Annotated in this window: 18 protein-coding genes; 10 read left to right on the top strand and 8 right to left on the bottom strand. The window is 73.2% G+C overall.

Features of this window, described 5'->3' with window-relative positions:
- The first annotated feature begins 13 nt into the window (after positions 1–13).
- Complete coding sequence (locus BM093_RS16270) at positions 14–727, top strand: FadR/GntR family transcriptional regulator (protein ID WP_245773562.1); 714 nt, start codon at positions 14–16, stop codon at positions 725–727.
- Between the two features lie 158 nt (positions 728–885).
- Here BM093_RS16270 and ctaD read toward each other — a convergent pair whose 3' ends face one another.
- Positions 886–2,637: an aa3-type cytochrome oxidase subunit I gene (gene ctaD, locus BM093_RS16275; protein ID WP_093343920.1), complete on the bottom strand. Its 1,752-nt coding sequence runs from the start codon at positions 2,635–2,637 to the stop codon at positions 886–888.
- A 142-nt stretch (positions 2,638–2,779) separates the two neighbouring features.
- Here ctaD and BM093_RS16280 point away from each other — a divergent pair, with 142 nt between their 5' ends.
- Positions 2,780–3,193, top strand: a complete 414-nt coding sequence (locus tag BM093_RS16280; RefSeq protein WP_093343923.1) for a DUF1801 domain-containing protein — start codon at positions 2,780–2,782, stop codon at positions 3,191–3,193.
- Positions 3,194–3,410: 217 nt separating this feature from the next.
- Here BM093_RS16280 and BM093_RS35990 read toward each other — a convergent pair whose 3' ends face one another.
- The gene (locus tag BM093_RS35990; protein WP_177238514.1) at positions 3,411–3,743 is read right to left on the bottom strand and encodes a GYD domain-containing protein; all 333 of its coding nucleotides are present in this window, start codon (positions 3,741–3,743) and stop codon (positions 3,411–3,413) included.
- A gap of 678 nt (positions 3,744–4,421) precedes the next feature.
- Here BM093_RS35990 and BM093_RS16290 point away from each other — a divergent pair.
- Positions 4,422–4,742 carry a hypothetical protein gene (locus BM093_RS16290; RefSeq protein ID WP_143105406.1) on the top strand — a complete coding sequence of 107 codons (321 nt, stop codon included), beginning with the start codon at positions 4,422–4,424 and terminating at the stop codon, positions 4,740–4,742.
- Positions 4,743–4,770: 28 nt separating this feature from the next.
- Here BM093_RS16290 and BM093_RS16295 read toward each other — a convergent pair whose 3' ends face one another.
- Together BM093_RS16295 and BM093_RS16300 are read right to left on the bottom strand one after the other, a co-directional pair.
- Positions 4,771–5,196 (bottom strand): DsrE family protein, encoded by a 426-nt coding sequence (locus BM093_RS16295; protein ID WP_245773563.1) that lies wholly within the window; start codon positions 5,194–5,196, stop codon positions 4,771–4,773.
- A 133-nt stretch (positions 5,197–5,329) separates the two neighbouring features.
- Positions 5,330–6,418: an alpha/beta fold hydrolase gene (locus BM093_RS16300; RefSeq protein ID WP_093343930.1), complete on the bottom strand. Its 1,089-nt coding sequence runs from the start codon at positions 6,416–6,418 to the stop codon at positions 5,330–5,332.
- 103 nt (positions 6,419–6,521) lie between these two features.
- Here BM093_RS16300 and BM093_RS16305 point away from each other — a divergent pair, with 103 nt between their 5' ends.
- Positions 6,522–7,970 carry a hemolysin family protein gene (locus BM093_RS16305; protein ID WP_177238515.1) on the top strand — a complete coding sequence of 483 codons (1,449 nt, stop codon included), beginning with the start codon at positions 6,522–6,524 and terminating at the stop codon, positions 7,968–7,970.
- 13 nt (positions 7,971–7,983) lie between these two features.
- Here the strand turns inward: BM093_RS16305 and BM093_RS16310 are convergent, their stop codons facing one another.
- Positions 7,984–9,039: a phosphotransferase family protein gene (locus tag BM093_RS16310; RefSeq protein ID WP_093344010.1), complete on the bottom strand. Its 1,056-nt coding sequence runs from the start codon at positions 9,037–9,039 to the stop codon at positions 7,984–7,986.
- Between the two features lie 135 nt (positions 9,040–9,174).
- Here BM093_RS16310 and BM093_RS16315 point away from each other — a divergent pair, with 135 nt between their 5' ends.
- From BM093_RS16315 to BM093_RS16330, 4 genes are read left to right on the top strand one after another with little or no spacing between them, the layout of a single operon-like run.
- A complete protein-coding gene (locus BM093_RS16315) occupies positions 9,175–10,218 on the top strand; it encodes an LLM class flavin-dependent oxidoreductase (RefSeq protein WP_093343932.1) in 1,044 nt (347 codons plus the stop codon).
- The gene (locus BM093_RS16320) at positions 10,215–11,789 is read left to right on the top strand and encodes a long-chain-fatty-acid--CoA ligase (protein ID WP_093343935.1); all 1,575 of its coding nucleotides are present in this window, start codon (positions 10,215–10,217) and stop codon (positions 11,787–11,789) included. Before BM093_RS16315 ends, BM093_RS16320 begins: the two co-directional genes overlap by 4 nt.
- 5 nt (positions 11,790–11,794) lie before the next feature.
- A complete protein-coding gene (locus BM093_RS16325) occupies positions 11,795–12,604 on the top strand; it encodes an alpha/beta fold hydrolase (protein ID WP_093344013.1) in 810 nt (269 codons plus the stop codon).
- 1 nt (position 12,605) lies between these two features.
- Positions 12,606–13,352 carry an SDR family NAD(P)-dependent oxidoreductase gene (locus BM093_RS16330; protein ID WP_245773564.1) on the top strand — a complete coding sequence of 249 codons (747 nt, stop codon included), beginning with the start codon at positions 12,606–12,608 and terminating at the stop codon, positions 13,350–13,352.
- Positions 13,353–13,431: 79 nt separating this feature from the next.
- Here the strand turns inward: BM093_RS16330 and BM093_RS16335 are convergent, their stop codons facing one another.
- The 3 genes from BM093_RS16335 to BM093_RS16345 all read right to left on the bottom strand — a co-directional run bounded on the left by BM093_RS16335 (position 13,432) and on the right by BM093_RS16345 (position 15,666).
- On the bottom strand, positions 13,432–13,839 hold the full coding sequence (locus BM093_RS16335; RefSeq protein WP_093344018.1) for a nuclear transport factor 2 family protein: 408 nt from the start codon (positions 13,837–13,839) through the stop codon (positions 13,432–13,434).
- Between the two features lie 5 nt (positions 13,840–13,844).
- A complete protein-coding gene (locus BM093_RS16340; protein ID WP_177238516.1) occupies positions 13,845–14,483 on the bottom strand; it encodes a TetR/AcrR family transcriptional regulator in 639 nt (212 codons plus the stop codon).
- Positions 14,484–14,574: 91 nt separating this feature from the next.
- Positions 14,575–15,666: an LLM class flavin-dependent oxidoreductase gene (locus tag BM093_RS16345; RefSeq protein WP_093343940.1), complete on the bottom strand. Its 1,092-nt coding sequence runs from the start codon at positions 15,664–15,666 to the stop codon at positions 14,575–14,577.
- Positions 15,667–15,782: 116 nt separating this feature from the next.
- Here BM093_RS16345 and BM093_RS16350 point away from each other — a divergent pair, with 116 nt between their 5' ends.
- Positions 15,783–17,093 (top strand): PucR family transcriptional regulator, encoded by a 1,311-nt coding sequence (locus tag BM093_RS16350; RefSeq protein WP_143105407.1) that lies wholly within the window; start codon positions 15,783–15,785, stop codon positions 17,091–17,093.
- The gene (locus tag BM093_RS16355) at positions 17,090–18,214 is read left to right on the top strand and encodes a 3,4-dihydroxy-2-butanone-4-phosphate synthase (protein WP_093343945.1); all 1,125 of its coding nucleotides are present in this window, start codon (positions 17,090–17,092) and stop codon (positions 18,212–18,214) included. The genes BM093_RS16350 and BM093_RS16355 overlap by 4 nt, the downstream gene beginning before the upstream one ends.
- Positions 18,215–18,269: the final 55 nt, after the last annotated feature.

Consider the following 18,269-nt stretch of genomic DNA (forward strand, 5'->3'; position numbering starts at 1 on the left):
CTAGGGGGACGACGTGACCGACACCCGCAGGGCGCGCCCGGCCACCTACGAGATGGTGCTCGAGCACGTCGAACAGCGCCTGACGTCGGGGGAGTGGCGGCCGGGGGACCGGCTGCCCCCCGAGCGCGAGCTGGCGGCACGGCTGGGGGCGAGCCGGCAGGCCGTGCGCGAGGCGTTGCGCGTGCTGCAGGCCCAGGGCGTGATCCGCTCCCAGGTGGGGACGGGGGCGGACTCGGGGACGGTCGTCGTCCCGGCGCCGGCCCGGGCGCTCGGGCGGGTGCTGCAGCTGCACCTGGCGGTCGACTCGTTCCCGGTCGGTGACGTGACCGAGGCCCGGGTGATGCTCGAGCGATTCTCCGCCGAGGCCGCGGCCGGGTCCGGCCGGGACTCGGCGTCCGGGCTGCTGCAGATCCGCGCGGCGCTGGAGGCGATGGACGGCGACCTGGACCGTGCCGCGTTCGGCGCCGCGGACGCCGCGTTCCACGTCGCGATCGCCCGGGCGACCGGTAACCGGCTGGTGGGGGAGCTGACGACGGCGATCCGCGAGTCGGTCCGCGGCACCCTGCTGGACGCGATGTACGGCGACGGTGACTGGCCGCCGTTGCGGGCGCGGTTGCAGGACGAGCACCACGCGATCTGGTCCGCGATCGCCGACGGGGCCGGTGGCCTGGCGGCCGACCGGATCGAGGCACATATCCGCGCGTTCCACGGGCGGCTGGGTGGGTGAGTGACACGGGCGGCTGGGCGGGTGAGTGACACCGCGGCTGGATGGGTGAGTGACACACGGGCGACTGGGTGGGTGAGTGACACCGCGGTCGGGCAGGCGAGCGACGCCGCGGCCGGGCGGGTGAGTGTGCCCCGCCGGGCCGGGCGGCCGGGGCGGGGTCAGACCGAGCGGGGGTCGTCGTCGGGCTGGGCCTCCTTGCCCACCTGCTGTGAGGCGACCTCGGCGGCTTGCGGCTTGGAGCTCCCCGAGTGCGACTCGGCGCGGGCGCGCTCGACCAGGTGCGGGTAGTGCAGCTCGAACGCCGGGCGTTCGGAGCGGATCCGCGGCAGCTCGGTGAAGTTGTGCCGCGGCGGGGGACAGGTGGTGGCCCACTCCAGCGAGTTGCCGAAGCCCCACGGGTCGTCGACGGTGACCACCCGCCCGAACTTGTAGCTGCGGAACACGTTGTAGAGGAACGGCAGCATCGATGCGCCGAGCACGAACGCGCCGATCGAGGAGACGATGTTCAGTGCGTCGAACCCGTCGGTGGGCAGGTAGTCGGCGTAGCGGCGGGGCATGCCCTCGTCGCCGAGCCAGTGCTGCACCAGGAACGTCGTGTGGAAGCCGACGAAGGTCAGCCAGAAGTGGACCTTGCCGAGCTTCTCGTCGAGGAACCGGCCGGTCATCTTCGGGAACCAGAAGTAGACCCCGGCGAAGGTCGCGAACACGATCGTGCCGAACAGGACGTAGTGGAAGTGGGCGACGACGAAGTACGTATCCGAGACGTGGAACCCGACCGGGGGCATCGCGAGCAGCACACCGGTGAGACCGCCGAACAGGAACGTCGCCAGGAAGCCGAGCGCGAAGACCATCGGTGTCTCGAAGGTGATCTTGCCGCGCCACAGGGTGCCGATCCAGTTCACGAACTTGATCCCGGTCGGGACCGCGATGAGGAACGTCATCAGCGAGAAGAACGCGAGCAGCACCGCGCCGGTGGCGTACATGTGGTGCGCCCACACGGTGATCGAGAGCACCGTGACGACGAGGCTGGCGAAGATCAGGCTCTTGTAGCCGAACAGCGGCTTACGGCTGAACACCGGGAAGATCTCGGTGACGATTCCCCAGAAGGGCAGCGCCACGATGTAGACCTCGGGATGGCCGAAGAACCAGAACAGGTGCTGGTAGAGGATCGCCCCGCCGTGTTCGGGGTCGTAGATCTGCGCTCCGAGGTGCCGGGCGGCCATCAGACCGAACAGGGCCGCGGTCAGGATAGGGAACGCGACCAGGATGAGGATCGCCGTGTAGAGGATGTTCCAGGTGAAGATCGGCATCCGGAACATCGTCATCCCGGGTGCCCGCATGCAGATGATCGTCGTGAGCATGTTGACCGCACCGAGGATCGTGCCCAGCCCGGACACGATCAGGCCCGCGGTCCACAGGTCGCCGCCGATGCCCGGCGAGTAGTGCGCGGTCGAGAGTGGCGTGTAGGCGAACCAGCCGAAGTCCGCGGCGCCGCCGGGGGTCAGGAACCCGCCGAGCACGGTGAGCCCGCCGAACAGGAACAGCCAGTAGGAGAACGCGTTGAGGCGGGGGAACGCGACGTCCGGGGCGCCGATCTGCAGCGGCAGGATGTAGTTCGCGAACCCGAACAGGATCGGGGTCGCATACAGCAGCAACATGATCGTGCCGTGCATGGTGAACAGCTGGTTGTACTGCTCGGTGGACAGGAACTGCAGCTCCGGGCGGGCCAGCTCGGCCCGGATGAGCAGCGCCATCGCGCCCCCGGCCAGGAAGAACGCGAACGCGGTGACGATGTACAGCACCGCGATGTCCTTCGGGTCGGTCGTCCGCAGCATGTGCAGGAACTTCGACCCCTTCCCGGCGGAGGGCCGCCGGGGGATGTTGATCGGTGTGGGGGTCGTCGTGGCCATGTCGGATCACCATGCCCTGCGTCTGAGAGGTCGTCCCGGGCATCGGCTGCACGGAGACCGGTCCATGGTGCGACGCCCCACGGTGCGGTGCAAATCACAGCCGCCGGGGACGCCGGGCCGGGCGGCGCCCTACACTGCGCCGGTGGCGGAGCGGATCACGGTGCCCTCGGACGCCGACCCCGAGGACGTCCTGGCGGCGGTGACGCCGGGTCGGCGGGCCACCGACACGCGGTCGGCGGCAGCACTGCTGACCCGGGTGACCGGGGCGCGGCCCCGCGTCTGGGGTACCTCGATCCTCGGGTTCGGGCGCACGACCTACACCACGGCCGACGGCGTCGAGCACGAGTGGTTCGCGCTCGGACTGGCCGGGCGGAAGGCGGCCGTCACGCTGTACGGCCTGACGTACGACGACGGCGACCTCGACCTGATCGAGCGGCTCGGGCCGGTCCGGCGCGGCAAGGGCTGTCTCTACGTGTCCCGGTGGGACGCGCTCGACCACGCCGTGCTGGAGGAACTGGTCCGGCGCGCGTGGGCCGCGCACCACCGGCCGGTCTGACCGGGCCGGCCACGGGACCGGGAGGGATGCCACGGGGCAGGGAATGAAATGGGCCGGGGGCCATCACCCGAGATGGCCCCCGGCCGGGGTCGCCGACCGTCCGCTCCCCAGCGACGGCGGCGTTACGACGACCGTCCCAGGATCCGCGCCCCGGCGCCTCCGAATTCCCCAATTCTGTGGAGGGCCGGGTGACCGTGGCGCCCGGCGGGTGCGGTGCTCAGGTGCCGGGCGCCCGGTAGACCCCGGACGCCTCGCCCGCCCGGCCCAGGATCGCGACCAGCCGCTCCGGAGTGATCAGTTCCCGGGTCTCGACGCTGCGGAACGCGCCGGAGCTGTTCACCGCGATCGACGCCGCGGCGGCCGCTTCCCCGTCCGGCAGGTCGCAGATCGCCATCCCGTCGTGGCAACCGAACATGAAGTAGATCGATTCCAGGGTGCCGCCGGCCGACTCGGCCACCGCGCGTGCGGCGGCCGCCCGGTCCCCCGGGTTCTGGATCATCCTGTTCCACGCCTCGGCGGTGTAGGAGAAGAACAGCGCGTACCTGGGCATGGGGCCCTCCCGCTCGATCGGTGTGCCGGCTCGAGGTCCGATGTGGTGACTCGGGCTCGTGCGCAGCCCGGGAAAGGCCCGCCCGTCGAGGGAGTCCCAGAGGACCCCTCGCCTCTGGGCGTGGCCACGACGGGCTCGTCCACCTCCCGGAGCGCCTACGACGACGGCTCCACGATGGACACCGGAATCCGCACGTGCCGATCGCGGGAGCATTCGGCGGAAGTCGTCGTGATCCGTCGTCCGGTCGTGGGGCCTTTCCGATTCCGTCCGCGACTCGGGTACGGACGACCAGTATGCCGAGGTCCGCAGACGTTCCGCATCCTGCAATGTGACGACATCGCCGGATCGGCATCCGTATCCGATTCGCGTGCCGATTGTCCGGCACGCGGTTCAGGGCCGAAGGACCTTGAGATCGGCCCGGCAGGGGAGTATTTCTACTTGCCCATCCTTCGGTCGTCCCGTCCTCTCTCGTCCCCGGTCAGCCGGGTCCATTGTGCGGGGTACGGCGCAGGTCCGTTCGGTGCACCGAGGGCTGGATCGAATGCTCGGCCGGATTCCGATCGCGGCCGTGCAGGAGTGTTCCACCGGGCGGACCGCGCGAACGGGCGGGTTGTGCGGGATCCGGGGGAATCGCTCGCAGCGGCAACTGCTCCGGCCCCTGGGCCGTGACGGTAGGGGGTGACCACTGTGTCCGCGATCGGCACCGGGCTGAGTGATCTGTGGATTCCGCTGGGCCTGCCTCCGGCGGTCATGCTCGTCACCCTGGTGCTGGCCCGTTTCGAGAGTCGCGTTCTCGGTGATTGCCGTGTCGTTGATCGTCGCGAGCCCACGGTGGCAACCGAGGAGTTCCGGGACGTCCGCGTCCCGGATGTGCCGACCGTGCCCGTACCGGCCGCACCCCCGGACGGCCCGGCCGTGGCCGGCGACGAGCACTGGGAGGTGATGTCGCCGGCGCTGGCCGGGGCACCACCGGCCGTCCTCCCGGGGCGCCCTCGCTGAGCGAGGCGTGCGCGGCCCGGCCCGGCCGTCAGTAGCTGAAGGTGGTCGCATTCCCGGGGCCGATCCAGTTCCACAGCGGCACGGTGCCGCCCACCTCGGCGCCGGCGATCAGGTTGCCGGTGTCGAGTTTCTTGGCCTGGACGCAGACGGGGCAGACGAGGTAGCGCCCGCCGGCCCGCTCGTAGCGGTCCAGCAGTTCGGGCAGCGGCGGGCATCCCTCGCAGGCGGTGCCGACGGCGATCCCGGAGACCGCCACCCGCGTCGCCTCTTTCGCCAGGAACATCATCGTCGGGCGCCCCTGCTCGGCGGCGCCGACCGCGACCAGGAACGCCACGGTGACCCGCTCGGGGTCCTCCAGTCCGGTGGACAGGTTGATCACGGCCTTGCCGGGCGTCTCGCCGGCGGTGGTCCGGCTGGTCGTGGTCTCGCTGGTGGTGGTCTCGCTGGTGGTCATGGTGTGGTCCTCGAATCCGGTGGCGGGGTGCGTACCGGGAGAACGGTAGGAACGCCGGAGGCCCGTGGACACGGTGCCGACCGCCGTCGTCGAGCCACCGGGAGACGGTGCGGTGGCGGCCGGCACGCAACGCTCAGCGGTGGGCGAGCAACCGGGACACGGCGGCGGCGCGGGCGGCCCGGCCGGTGACGCCGAGCTTGGTGTAGACGCTGGTCAGATGCCGCTCGACGGTGCGGACGCTGAGCGAGAGCGCCCGCGCGACCTCCTCGTTGCCCCGGCCGCCGGCGACCAGGCGCAGCACGTCGAGCTCGCGGTCGGTGAGTGCCGGCAGCACCGTCGCGGGGCCGGTGCCGGGCGCGATCCGGTCCGGGGCCAGGAACGTGACCAGCGCATCGAGCAGCACGGGCCAGGCCGGCTCGTGCGCGAGCGTGATGTGGTTGGTGCTGTCGAGCGTCACCAGGCGGGCGCCCGCGATGCCCGCCGCGAGCTCGCGCGCGTGTGCGAACCCGATCATGCGGTCGCCGCGGGCGTGCACCACCAGGGTGGGCGTCGTCAGGCCGGGCAGCAGCGCCCGGACGTCGGCCTCCAGCCGGGTGGCGCGCGAGCGCACCGCGTTCTCGGTGGAGGTCGCGCGGTTCAGCAGCGCGTCGAGCCAGCGGGCCTGCTCCTCGGACGCCTGCGGGATCATGAGGCTGGTGAACACCCGCCGGAACGTGCTGTCCGGGCGCGCCCACCCCACCTTGATCATCTGCTGGAACGTCTCCTCCAGCTCCAACGCCTCGGGGCCGCGGTCCGTCGCGGCGTAGGTGCCGTAGAGCACGAGCCGGGTGAGCCGGTCCGGGTGCCGGCTCGCGTAGGTCAGCGCCACCGGGCCGCCCTGCGACATGCCGATCAGCGCGAACCGGTCCAGCCCGGCGGCGTCGGCGACGGCCTCCAGGTCGGTGACTCGGCGCTCGATGCCGAAGTCGCGCACCTCGCCGTCGGACATCCCGAACCCGCGCTCGTCGTACCGCACGACGGTGGCGACCCGGCCGAGCTCGAGCAGGAAGTGCCGCCACACCGGGCTGCGCCAGTCGTACTCGAGGTGGCTGAGCCAGCAGGAGGCGAGCAGGAGCGGCGGGCCGGCTCCGTGCACGGCGTAGGCCAGGCGCGTGCCGTCCACGCTGCGGCAGAACCGGACGTCCTGCGGCGGCGCGGCGGCTGGCCGGGCGGGCCGCGACATCGCTCGAGGGTAGCGCCCCGGACGGGATCGGAGACTCCGCCGGAGCGGTCCTCCCCACCGGCCGTGCCCGGCCGACGGGCCGGAAGTCCGATACGTTCCCGATGTGCTGCTCGACGTGGCCCTCATCGCGGTGTTCCTGCTCGTCGGCGGATTCTTCGCCGCCGCCGAGATCGCGCTGGTGACCCTGCGCGACGGACAGGCCAGAGCCCTGGCCGAACGCGGACGGCGCGGCAGACGGGTGGCCCGGCTGCGTGCGGACTCCAACCGGTTCCTGTCCTCGGTCCAGGTCGGGGTGACCGTCGCCGGATTCTTCGCCTCCAGCTACGGCGCCACCACGATCGCCGCGCGCCTGGACCCGGTACTGGCCGGGTGGGGGATGCCGGTCGCGCTGGCCTCCACCGTCGCCCTGGTCGGGGTGACCCTGGTCGTGTCGTACCTGTCGCTGGTGGTGAGCGAGCTCGTGCCCAAGCGGGTGGCCCTGCAGCACCCGGAACGCACGGCGCTGGCGACCGCCGGGGTGCTGGACCGGGTCGCCACCGTGTTCCGCCCGGTGATCTGGGTGCTGTCGCGCTCGACCGACGCGGTGGCCCGGCTGCTGGGCGTCGGCGCACCCACCGGTGGCGGCCGGGTCAGCGAGGCGGAGCTCCGCGACATGGTGCGCACCAGCAGCAGCCTGGGCGTCGAGGAGCGCCGGCTGCTCTCGAACGCCTTCGGCGCCACCGACCGGGTCCTGCGGGAGGTCATGGTGCCCCGCACGGAGGTCGACTTCCTGGACGGTGCGCTGAGCCCGCCGCAGGCAGCCGTCCGGGTCCTGGACCGGCCGCACTCGCGGTACCCGGTCCTCGGCGACGACGTCGACGACGTCGTCGGGGTGCTGCACGTGCGCGACCTGCTCGGCGCCGCCTACGGCGACGGCGCGAGGTCGGTCACGGAGCTGGCCCGGCCGGTCACGGTGCTGCCCGGCACCAAGAACGTGCTGGACGCGCTGGGTCATCTGCGCCGGGGCGGCGGGCACCTGGCGGTGGTCATCGACGAGTACGGCGGCAACGACGGCATCGTCACCATCGAGGACCTCGTCGAGGAGATCGTCGGTGACATCCGGGGCGAGGCCGACGACCTCGCCGGGCCGGTCGCGCGTCCCCTGCACGGCGGCGGGTACGACGCCGATGGGCTCGTCTCGGTCGCGGGGCTGCAGGAGCAGACCGGGATCGGGCTGCCGGACGGGCCCTACGACACCCTGGGCGGGTTCGTGCTCGCCCAGCTCGGCCGGGCCCCGACCCGTGGGGACGCGATCACCGCCGCCGGGTACCGGTTCACCGTCGGCGAGGTGGATGGCCACCGCGTGGCGCGGGTGCGCATCGCGCCGGAGCCCGGGTCCGAGCGCGGCGCCGGTGACGGCGGCGGAGGGAACAGCGACCACAACGACGACGCCAACGACGACGACGCCAACGACGACGACGCCAACGACGACGGCGACAACAACGACAATGGCGGCCGCGACAACAACGACAACGGCGGCCGCGGTGACAACGGCGGCGGTCCGCGGCCCTGACGGGACGAGGCCGTCAGCGGGCGAGCGTCGCCGCGTACTCCAGCCGGGCCACCGCGGAGCGGTGCAGCCGCAGCCCGACCTCCGGTGGAGCCTGCCCGGCCAGCGACCGCGCGTAGGTCCCCTCGATCACGATGGCGAGCTTGAACCCGGCGAGCACGGTGTACCACTCGACGGCGGACAGGTCGCGGTCGCTGCCGCGGGCGTAGGCCTCGACCAGCTCGTCGCGCTCCGGCAGCCCGCCCAGCTCGGCGAACGGCCCGCCGGTCATCGTCTCCTCGCCGTGCCCGTCCGGCCAGGTGACCAGCAGCCAGCCCAGGTCGAGCAGCGGGTCGCCGACCGTGCACATCTCCCAGTCCACAACGGCCGCCACCCGCGGCGTCGCGGGGTCGAGCAGGACGTTGTTGAGGTGGTAGTCGCCGTGCACCAGCCCCGGGCGGGACTGCTCCGGAAGGTGGGCGCGCAGCCAGTCCGCGAGCTCGTCGACGTGCGGCAGCCGGGTCCCGCGGTACTCGGGCACCGCGTCGTAGGACGCGAGGTGGTCCAGCCAGCGGGGCACCTGCCGCTCGAGGAACCCCTCGGGACGGCCGAGGTCCTCGAGCCCGATCGCGGTGTGGTCGACGGCGGCCAGCCGGGCGATCGCGGTGGCGGTGTCGAGGGCCGCGCGGTGCCGGGCGCCCGCGTCGCGCTGGTAGAGCTCGCCGAGGCCCTCGCCCGGGTTGTCGCCGTCGACGGCCTCCATGAGGTAGAAGACCACGCCGAGCACGTCGGTGTCGGTGCACCCGGCGACGAAGGCGGGGTGCGGCACGTCGGTGCCGGCCAGTGCGGAGAGCACCCGGATCTCGCGCAGCAGCGTGCGGTCGCTGCCGGGACGGGGGTGCTCGGGCGGGCGGCGCAGCACGAGGTCGCGGTCGTCCCAGCGCAGGCGCAGGACCACGTTCTGCGTACCGCCGCCGATCCGGGTGACCTCGGAGACCGTGCCGGGCAGCCCCTGACGGTTGCCCCAGCGGGTCAGCGCCTCCAGGTCGACGACGTCGCGGGACAGCCAGTCCGGCTGGATCGTTGCGCGCACCCCGGGCACGCTACGGCGCGTGCCGCGCCGCGTCACGGTGCGTCGCGGCGGGCGTCCCGCCGGCGTTGAAGGAGTCCACAACGGCCCCCGCCGGGTCCGGGTGACAGCGATCACCACGACCGCCAGAGTGCCCGCATGACCGACCAGAGCGAGACGTCCGCCCAGCACGGTCCGGCCATCGGGCTGTGGTACGACTTCCGCAACCCCGACCCGGAACGGTCGTTCGCGTCGTTCTACGGCGAGGTGCTCGACCAGATCGGCTGGGCCGAGCAGAAGGGGCTCGACTCGGTGTGGCTGACCGAGCACCACTTCTGCGGTGACGGCTACAGCCCGTCCCCGTTCGTGCTCGGCTCCGCGATCGCCCAGCGCACGTCCCGGATGCGGATCGGCACCAACCTCATCGTCTCCCCGCTGCACGACCCGGTCCGCCTCGCCGAGGACGCCGCCACCCTGTCGCTGCTCTCCGGCGGCCGCTTCGACCTCGGCGTCGGGCAGGGCTACTGGGCGCGCGAGTTCGAGGCGTTCGGCCGGAAGATCTCCCAGCGGCCCAGCCTGCTCGAGGAGGGCGTGGAGCTGATCCGCCGCGCCTGGTCGGGGTCCGCCGAGGGCTTCGAGGGCAAGCGCTACCGGCTGCCCGCGCTGCCGGTCACCCCGGTCCCGGAGTCGACCCCGCAGCTGCTGGTCGGGGCGATGGCCGATGTCGCGATCGAGCGGGCCGCCCGGATCAGCGACGGCTTCCTGTCCACCCAGAACGCCCACCACCGCAGCTACCTCGACGCGCTGGAACGGCTCGGGCGCCCGGTCGCCGACGCCCGCATCTACGCCGGGCAGTGGGCGATCGTCGCCGAGGACCCGGAGAAGGTCTGGGCGCAGATCGGCGAGCACGCCCTGTACCAGCTCAACGAGTACATCTCCTGGGGCGCGTTCGGCCCGCCGGACCAGACGCCGAGGTTCACCGACCCCGCGCAGATCGTCGAGGCCGGCGCCTACCAGCTGATGGACGCCGAGACCGCGGTCGACCACTTCACCGAGCTGCTGCGCGGCACCCCGCAGATCCGCGACGTGCACTTCTGGGCGATGCTGCCCGGCGAACCGGTCGAGAGCGGCTCGGAGCGGATCGCCTACCTGGCGGACAAGTTCGTGCCCGCGCTGCGGGAACGGCTGCGGGCGGGGTCGTGACCGAACTGCTGATCACCGACTTCGCCGAGCGCGCCCGCCGCCACCACCCGCACCGGGAGATCGTCGCCTACGCCCGCGGCGAGGAGGTGCTCCGCTACGACTACGCCCGGTACTGCGAGCGGGTCGCCCGCCTCGCCGGTGCGCTGCAGCGCCTCGGGGTACGCCCGGGGGACCGGGTGGGCTCGCTGTGCTGGAACCACCACCGCCACCTCGAGCTCTACGCCGCGGTGCCGCTGGCCGGAGCCGTGCTGCACACGCTCAACCTGCGGCTGTCCGCGGAGGAGATCGCCTACATCGCCGGGCACGCCGACGACCGGCTGATCGTCGCCGACACCGACCTGATGCCCCTGCTCGACGGGGTCGACCCGGAGCTGGGCGTGCTCGACTCCGGCGAGGCCTACGAGGCGCTCGTCGAGCAGGGGCCGCCGCTGACGACCCCGCCGGAGCGCTCCGAGCACGACCTCGCCGTGCTCTGCTACACCTCCGGCACGACCGGGCGCCCGAAGGGTGTCGGGTACCCGCACCGCGGCCTCTACCTGCACACCTTCGCCGCCTGCATGGTCGACGGGCACGCCGTGTCCGGGCGGGACACCGTCCTGCACGTGGTGCCGCTGTTCCACGCCAACGCCTGGGGTGTGCCGTTCGCGGCCACGATGGTCGGGGCCAAGCAGGTCCTGCCCGGCCCGCACCCGACCGTCCCGGAGATCGCGCGGATCGTGGAGCGCGAGCGCGTGACCTACCTCGGCATGGTCCCGACCGTGGCCACCGACCTGCTCGAGCACGTCCGTACCCACGGCACCGACTTCTCCTCGGTGCGGGCGCTGGTGCTGGGCGGATCGACGCCGTCGCTGGAGCTGATCCGCGGCTGGGAGGAACGCGGAGTGCCGGTCTTCCAGGGCTGGGGGATGACCGAGATCTCGCCGATGGCGACGTTCACCCGGGAGACCGACCCGACGGCCACCGACCCGGCGGCAGGCGACTCGCCGGGCGCTGCGGAGGAGCGGTACCGGCGCACCCGCGGCCAGGGCCGGCTGCTGCCGGGCCTGCAGTGGCGCATCGTCGACGACGACGGCGCCGAGCTGCCCCGCGACGGCGTCGCCTCCGGAGAGCTGCTGATCCGCGGGCCGTGGGTGGCGTCGTCGTACTACCTCGGTGAGGCTCCCGACCGGTTCGTCGACGGCTGGCTGCGCACCGGTGACGTCGCCACGATCGACCCGGCCGGGCGGCTGCGGATCGTGGACCGGGCCAAGGACCTGATCAAGAGCGGTGGCGAGTGGATCAGTTCGATGGCGCTGGAGGAGGCGCTGCTGGCCGATCCCGACGTCGCCGAGGCGGCGGTGGTGGCGGTGCCACACCAGCGTTGGCAGGAACGGCCGCTGGCGGTGGTCGTCCTGCGGCAGGGGAGCCGGGCGGGCGGGGAGCAGCTGCTGTCCCGGCTCGGCGGCCGGGTGCCACGGTGGTGGCTGCCCACCGACGTCGTGACGGTCGACGCCCTGCCCCGTACGAGTGTGGGAAAAACGGACAAGCGGCGGCTGCGCACGCAGTACGCCGGTACGACCGGTAAGGAGTGATCGACATGGCGTTCCTCGAGGTGGAGGACGGCAAGCGGGTCTACTACGAGCACCATGCGGGCGCCGGACGCCCGGTCGTGCTCGTGCACGGGTGGGCCGCGAACGCACGGTGCTGGGACACGACACTGACCGCGCTGCTCGCGGCCGGGCACTCGGTCACGACGATCGAGCACCGCGCGTGCGGCCGGTCGGACAAGGACTTCGCCGACACCTCGATCGCGGCGATCGCCTCCGACGTGGTCGCCCTGGTCGAGCACCTGGGCCTGCGGGAGCCGGTGCTCAACGGGTGGTCGCTCGGCGGAGCGGTCGTCGTCGAGGCCGCCCGGCGGCTCGGCGCGAACCTGGGCGGGCTGGTGCTCACCGGTGGCGCGACACCGCGCTACACCGCGGCCGAGGGCTGGCCCTACGGCGGTACCCCGGACGACGTCGAGGGCGTGCTCGCGGGCCTGGCCGCCGACCGGCCCGGCACGTTCCGCGCGGTCGCCGACGCGGTCTGCGTCAAGCAGGTCGGCGACCCCGTGGTGCAGTCGATCTGGCTGGCGTTCCTGGAGTCCGGCCCGGGCGCCGACGCCACGTTGCGCGACCTCGCGCACGTCGACCAGCGCGAGATCCTGCCGACGATCGACCGGCCGGTCCTGCTGCTGTGCGGCCGCGAGGACGGCTTCGTGTCCTTCGACGGTGTGGCCGCGTCCCGCACGCTGTTCCCGAACGCCCGGCTGGTGGAGTTCGGCGGCTGCGGCCACGCGCCGTTCCTGGAGGACGGCGAGACCTACCGCACCGAGCTGCTGGGCTTCCTGGCCGGCTCGGGGACCTGAGGTGGGGCGCACCTGGGTGGTCACCGGCGGTTCGCGCGGTATCGGGCGAGCCGTCGTCGACCGGGCCCTCGACGAGGGGGACACGGTGCACGTGCTGGCCCGCTCGATCGACCCGGACAGCTGGCCGGCGGCCGTGCGCGAGCGCGTGCACCCGGTCCCGGCCGACATCGCCGACGCCGGCTCGGTGCAGCGGGCGATCGCCGCCGTCGAACAGGCGTCGGGAGCGGTCGACGTGCTGGTCCAGGCGGCCGGCGTGCACCGGGGCGGGCGCCTGGACCGGCTCGGCGACGAGGCGTGGGACGAGGTCCTCACCACCAACCTGACCGGCGCGTTCCGGGTGGCGCGCGCCGCCCGCCCGCTGCTCTCCGCGGGGTCCTCGGTGGTCAACATCGGGGCGGTCGTCGGGCTGCGCGGGTACCCGGGCGACGCGGCCTACGGCTCGGCGAAGGCCGGCCTGTCCGGGCTCACCCAGACCCTGGCGATGGAGCTGGCCCCGTACGGGGTGCGGGTGAACCTGGTGGTCCCGGGCTTCGTCGACACGACGATGACGGCCGGGATCTCGGAGAGCTCGCGGGAGACCGTCGTCGACGGGATCCCGCTCGGGCGCCCCGGGCGCCCGGAGGAGATCGCCGACGTGGTCTGGTCGGTGGCCGGTGCGAGCTACATGACCGGCTCGACGGTCGCCGTCGACGGTGGGCTGCTCGCCTCGTTCGGCGCTCCCCGGTCGCGGCGCCCGGCCGCCGGCTAGCCTTCCCTCCACACACGACGGTGCCCCGCAGCGGATCGCTGCGGGGCACCGTCGTCTGTGCAGTGTCGTCTGTGGATGGTCAGGGGGTGACGAACACCGCGGTCGTGTGCTCGGTGTCCAGGTACTCCTTGACGCCCGCGATCTTCCCGTCCCGCACGGTGAACAGGAAGTGGTAGATGTTGTTGTAGATGCGGCCGTTCTTGAGCTCGGTGTAGGACTCGGTCTCCACCGCCACCCGCTCGCCCTCGGCGGTGAAGGCCAGCGGGGTCAGCCGGATCGCGCCGGAGGTGGTGGACCCGGCGATGCCGGAGACCATGTCCTTGAAGCCGGCCTTGTCCTTGGTGCCGGAGATGCCCGGGATGTTCCCGGCCACCCACCAGGTCGCGTCGTCGGTCATCCGGTCGAGGATGGCGTCGACGTCGCCGCCGGAGAACACCTCCATGAACTCGGTGACGGTCTGCTTGTTGCGGTCTTCGAGCGTGCTCACATCGATCACCTCGGGTTCGGGTCGCGCCCCTCGGGGCGGACGGGGGTCAGCTGGCGGACGACCATGTCCGCGTACCGGTCGGCGAGCTCGGCGATCGTCAACCGGCCGGACGGGTCGAACCACTCGTTGGGTCCGTTGATCAGGTCCAGGATCGCCAGGGACGACAGCCGGGGGTCGGGGCAGTCGAACTCGCCCGCCTCGACCCCCTCGGCCAGGTGCCGGGCGATCCGGCGCTGGTAGTCGCGGCGGAAGGCCTGCACGGCCTCCAGCCGTTCCGGGGACAGGGCACGCAGCTCGCGCCCGGCGACCCACCACGCGTCGCGGTTGGCGCCCAGGTGCGTGACGTGCGCCCGGACCAGGCGGGCCAGGCGCTCGCCGTGCGTGCCCGGGCCGTCGAGCAGGGGCATCTGCTCGACGATCATGTCCCGGTCGACCACGTAGATCGTTTCGAGGAGGAGCTCCTCCTTGTTGCGGAAGTGGTGGTAGAGCGACGCGGCCTGCATCCCGGCCGCGTCGGCCAGCGCCCGCATGCCGACGCCGTGGTACCCGTGCTGCCGGAACATCCGGCTGGCCAGGGCCACGATCTCGGCTTTGCGGGCGCTACCCCGGGCGGGCCGGCCCCCCTCGCTCCGATCCGTGCTCATGATCGGAGACCTTGTCATCTCTCTCCCTCCGGGGTCGCCGCGCGCCGGGGGCGGGCCGGCGGGACGTCCCGGCCGCCCCCGACGCCGGCCCTCAGGCCGGGACCGGCGTCGAGACGCCCATCTTCTTCAGCTCGGGCACGACCTTCTCGCCGAACAGCTTGAGGCTGGCGTGGACCTTGTCGAAGGGCAGCCCGGCGAACGACGGCGCGACGTTGGGCTGGTGGTCGCCGAACAGCTCCACCCGCCGCCGGTACTTCTCGATGATCTGCTCCGGGGTGCCCCAGATCTGGGTGTCGGCGTAGCCGGCGGCGGCCGCCTCCATGCCGGCCTCGCGGATCATGTCCGCACCGGCCTGGTAGGCCTCGTAGCCCTTGGTGTCGCGCCAGTGCTTCCCGGCGAAGTCGTAGTGCTTGACCACGGACAGGAAGTACTTCGCGAGGTACTCGCGGGCGGTCTGCTCGGCGACCTCCGGGTCCTCGTGGCAGTAGATGAAGTCCTGGGTCAGGATCGGGCCAGGCTCGGTGCCGTGCGCGTCGCGGTAGCACTCGCGGTAGCGCTCGATGGCCGGCACGTGCTGCTCGGCCGGGTACTGCATGAACGTCATCATCCGGGCGCCGACCTTGGCCACCGCGGGCACCGAGTCCGGCGACATCGCGACGCCGTAGAGCCGGTTGCTCCAGTCGCGCCCGGCCTCCGGCGCCGGGCGGATGGTGGCCCGCGGCTGCGGGTAGAAGGGCCCGTCGTTCTCGACGTAGCCGTTGCGCAGGCCGTCCAGGATCAGCGGTGCGGCCTCGTCGAACCGCCCGCGGGACTCGTTCATGTCCTGGCGGAACGCCTCGTACTCCATCTTGGCCAGGCCACGGCCCATCCCGAAGATCGCCCGGCCCTCGGAGAGGATGTCGAGCATCGTGACCTTCTCGACGACCCGCAGCGGGTCGTTCCACGGCAGGATGACCGCGCCGGTACCCAGCTTGACTCGCTTCGTGCGGGCGGCCAGGTAGCTCATCAGCTGCAGGTTGTCGGGGCACATCGAGTAGTCGTCGAAGTGGTGTTCGGCGGCCCAGACGGAGTCGAATCCGTACTCCTCGGCCTTGACGCCGAGTTCCGCCTCCTGACGGAACATCTCCGCGTCGCTCAGGTCCTCGTGCCAGTTCTGGAAGACAAGCAGGACACCGACATCCATGGCGGTTCGCCTCTCTCGGAAGGGGACGGAGGGGGTTGCCTAACGAACGTTAGGGCTGCGATGGTAGTTGTACGCGTCACAGCGGGTCAAGGCACCAACGGAGGTGACAGGCAGTCATGGCACGCCCCCTCACGATCGCTCCGGCTCCCGTGGTCGGTAGCGCCCCGCTCGTCGTCGGAGAGCCACCGGATCCGCTCCCACGCCTGCTCGGAGGCCTGTCCGAGGCCGTTCTCGACGGCGCCGACGCCGAGCAGCTCGTCGCCCGGGTGGCGAGCCTGCTCGGTTTACCGGTTGCTCTGCGTGACCACTCGTTCGGTGTGCGGTGCTGGTCGGCGCCCGCCGCGTTCCGGCTCGAGACCCCGCCCGCGTTCCCGTCCGCCGCCCTCGCCGTGCCCGCCGTGGCGCGGGCGACCGCCGGTCTCGGCGCGGTGCGCCGCTCGGTGGTGCTGCCGCCCGCGCCGGTGCATGGCCTGACCCGGCGCCACCTGCTCGCGGCCCTCGTCGTCGAGGGGGAGGTCGCCGGCTACCTCGACGTCGGCGAGCTGGGCCGTCCGCTCGCCGCGGCGGACTCGCACGTCGCGGAGCAGGCGGCCGCGATCCTCTCGGTGCTGCAGCTCGGCGAGGTCCGCACGGAGCGGGCGGTGGCGCGCAACCGCGACGACGTGCTGGCCGACCTGCTGCGGGGTGCCCGGCCGGACCCCGACCTGCGGCGGCTCGCCCTGCAGGTCGGGCTGGACCCGGCCGCGGGACACGTGCTGGTGCGCTGCCCGGTGGGCGCCGATCGCTCCACCCAGGACTGCCGTGGCCGGGTTGCCGACGTGCTCGGCGCCGTGCTCGGCGCGCAGCCGGCGGTGCTCGCCGAACCCGACGCGGTGGTCGCGCTCGTCGAGACCCCCGGCGACCGCACCCCGGCCGGGCTGCGCGCGCTGCACCGGCGGCTGGGGGAGGCCCTCGACGGGGTCGCGGCCGCCACCGGCGTCCGGCGGGCGGTGGTGTCCGGCCCGGTGCACGACGTGCCCGGTTTCCCGGCCGCCCTGGCCGAGACCACCGAGGTCGACGCCATCGCCGCCGCGCTCGGGGGCGGGTCCGGGGTGGTCCCGGTGACCGAGCTCAGCACGCTGCGGCTGATCGTGAACGGCGAGCGGGCGGGTGTCGCCGTCCGGTTCGCCGAGCAATGGCTCGGCCCGCTGCGGCGCAGCGACGCCGAGTCCGGCGGTGACCTGGTCGAGACGCTGCGGTGCTACCTCGCGGCCGGGGCACAGGTGCGGGCGGCCGCGAAGGCGCTCGGGGTGCACGAGAACACCGTCCGCTACCGGCTCGGCCGCATCGAGCACCTGACCGGCCTGGACACGCGCCGGTTCGACGCCCTGCTCGCCGCCCAGCTGGCGTTCCAGGTCGAGGGCCTCACCGCGGGGGAGGCCCGGTGACCGCGCCGGGGCGGGTGGCCGGCGGGCCGGACCGGGCCGCGGCGTCGCTGGCGGCGGGCCGGCCCGTGCTGGTGATCGCCGACCACACCGGTCACGCCGACCGTGCCGACCACACCGGTCACGCCGAGCGCACCGGTCACGCCGACCGGGCCGGCCACATCGATTCCACCGGTGACACCGACCGGGTCGGCGGCGCGCTCGTCGTCGCGGCCGACCGGGTGGACCGCCGGTCGATGGCGTTCGTCGTCCGGCACACCTCCGGTTTCGTCTGCGTCGCGCTGACCGGCTACGACTGCGACCGCCTGGGCCTGCCACCGATGGCCGGCGCCGGCGGCCGTCCGGCCCTCACCGTGACGGTCGACGCCGCCACCGGGATCACCACCGGCATCTCGGCCGCCGACCGCGCGCGCACCGCCCGGTTGCTCGCCGGCGCCGCCACGGCGCCCGGCGACCTGACCCGGCCCGGCCACGTCGCCGGGGTACGGGCGGCCGCGGGCGGGGTGCTGGCCGAACCCGGGACCGCCGAGGCCGCGGTCGATCTCGCCCGGCTGGCCGGGTGCCGGCCGGCAGCGGTGTACGCGCAGCTCGTCCGGGACGACGGCGCGACGGCGGGCCCGCAGGACCTGGCCGCGTTCGCCGCCGCACACGAGCTCGACGTGGTCACCGTCGGTGAGCTGGTCGAGCACCGCCGCCGGACCGAGGTGCTGGTCGAGGCCGTCGCACGGTGCCGGATGCCGACCCGGCACGGCGAGTTCACCGCGGTCGGCTACCGGTCGCACCCGGACGGTGGCGAGCACCTCGTCCTCGTCGCCGGCCCGGTCTCCGGACGCTCCGACGTACTGGTGCACGGGCACGAGGAGTGCCTCTGCGGCGACGTCCTCGGCTCCCGGGCCTGCCGGTGCGGGTCCGAACTGGACGCGGCGCTGGCCGCGGTCGCCGAGCACGGCTGCGGCGTCGTGCTGTACCGGCGCTCGGCCGCCGGCCTGCTCGGCCACGCGCCGTCCGCACCCTCGGCGGCCGGGGCCGGCCGGGTGCTGCTGGACGCGGTGCTCACCGACCTCGGTGTCCGCTCCTGGCGCCCGGCCCTGCCCGCGGCCGGGGCGGCCGGAGCCGCGTCCTGACCGCGCTGGAGACCTCGACAACCGGGGCGGGGACGGCCGGTTGTCCGCCCACCCG

Source organism: Pseudonocardia ammonioxydans, assembly GCF_900115005.1.
GTDB classification, from domain to species: domain Bacteria; phylum Actinomycetota; class Actinomycetes; order Mycobacteriales; family Pseudonocardiaceae; genus Pseudonocardia; species Pseudonocardia ammonioxydans.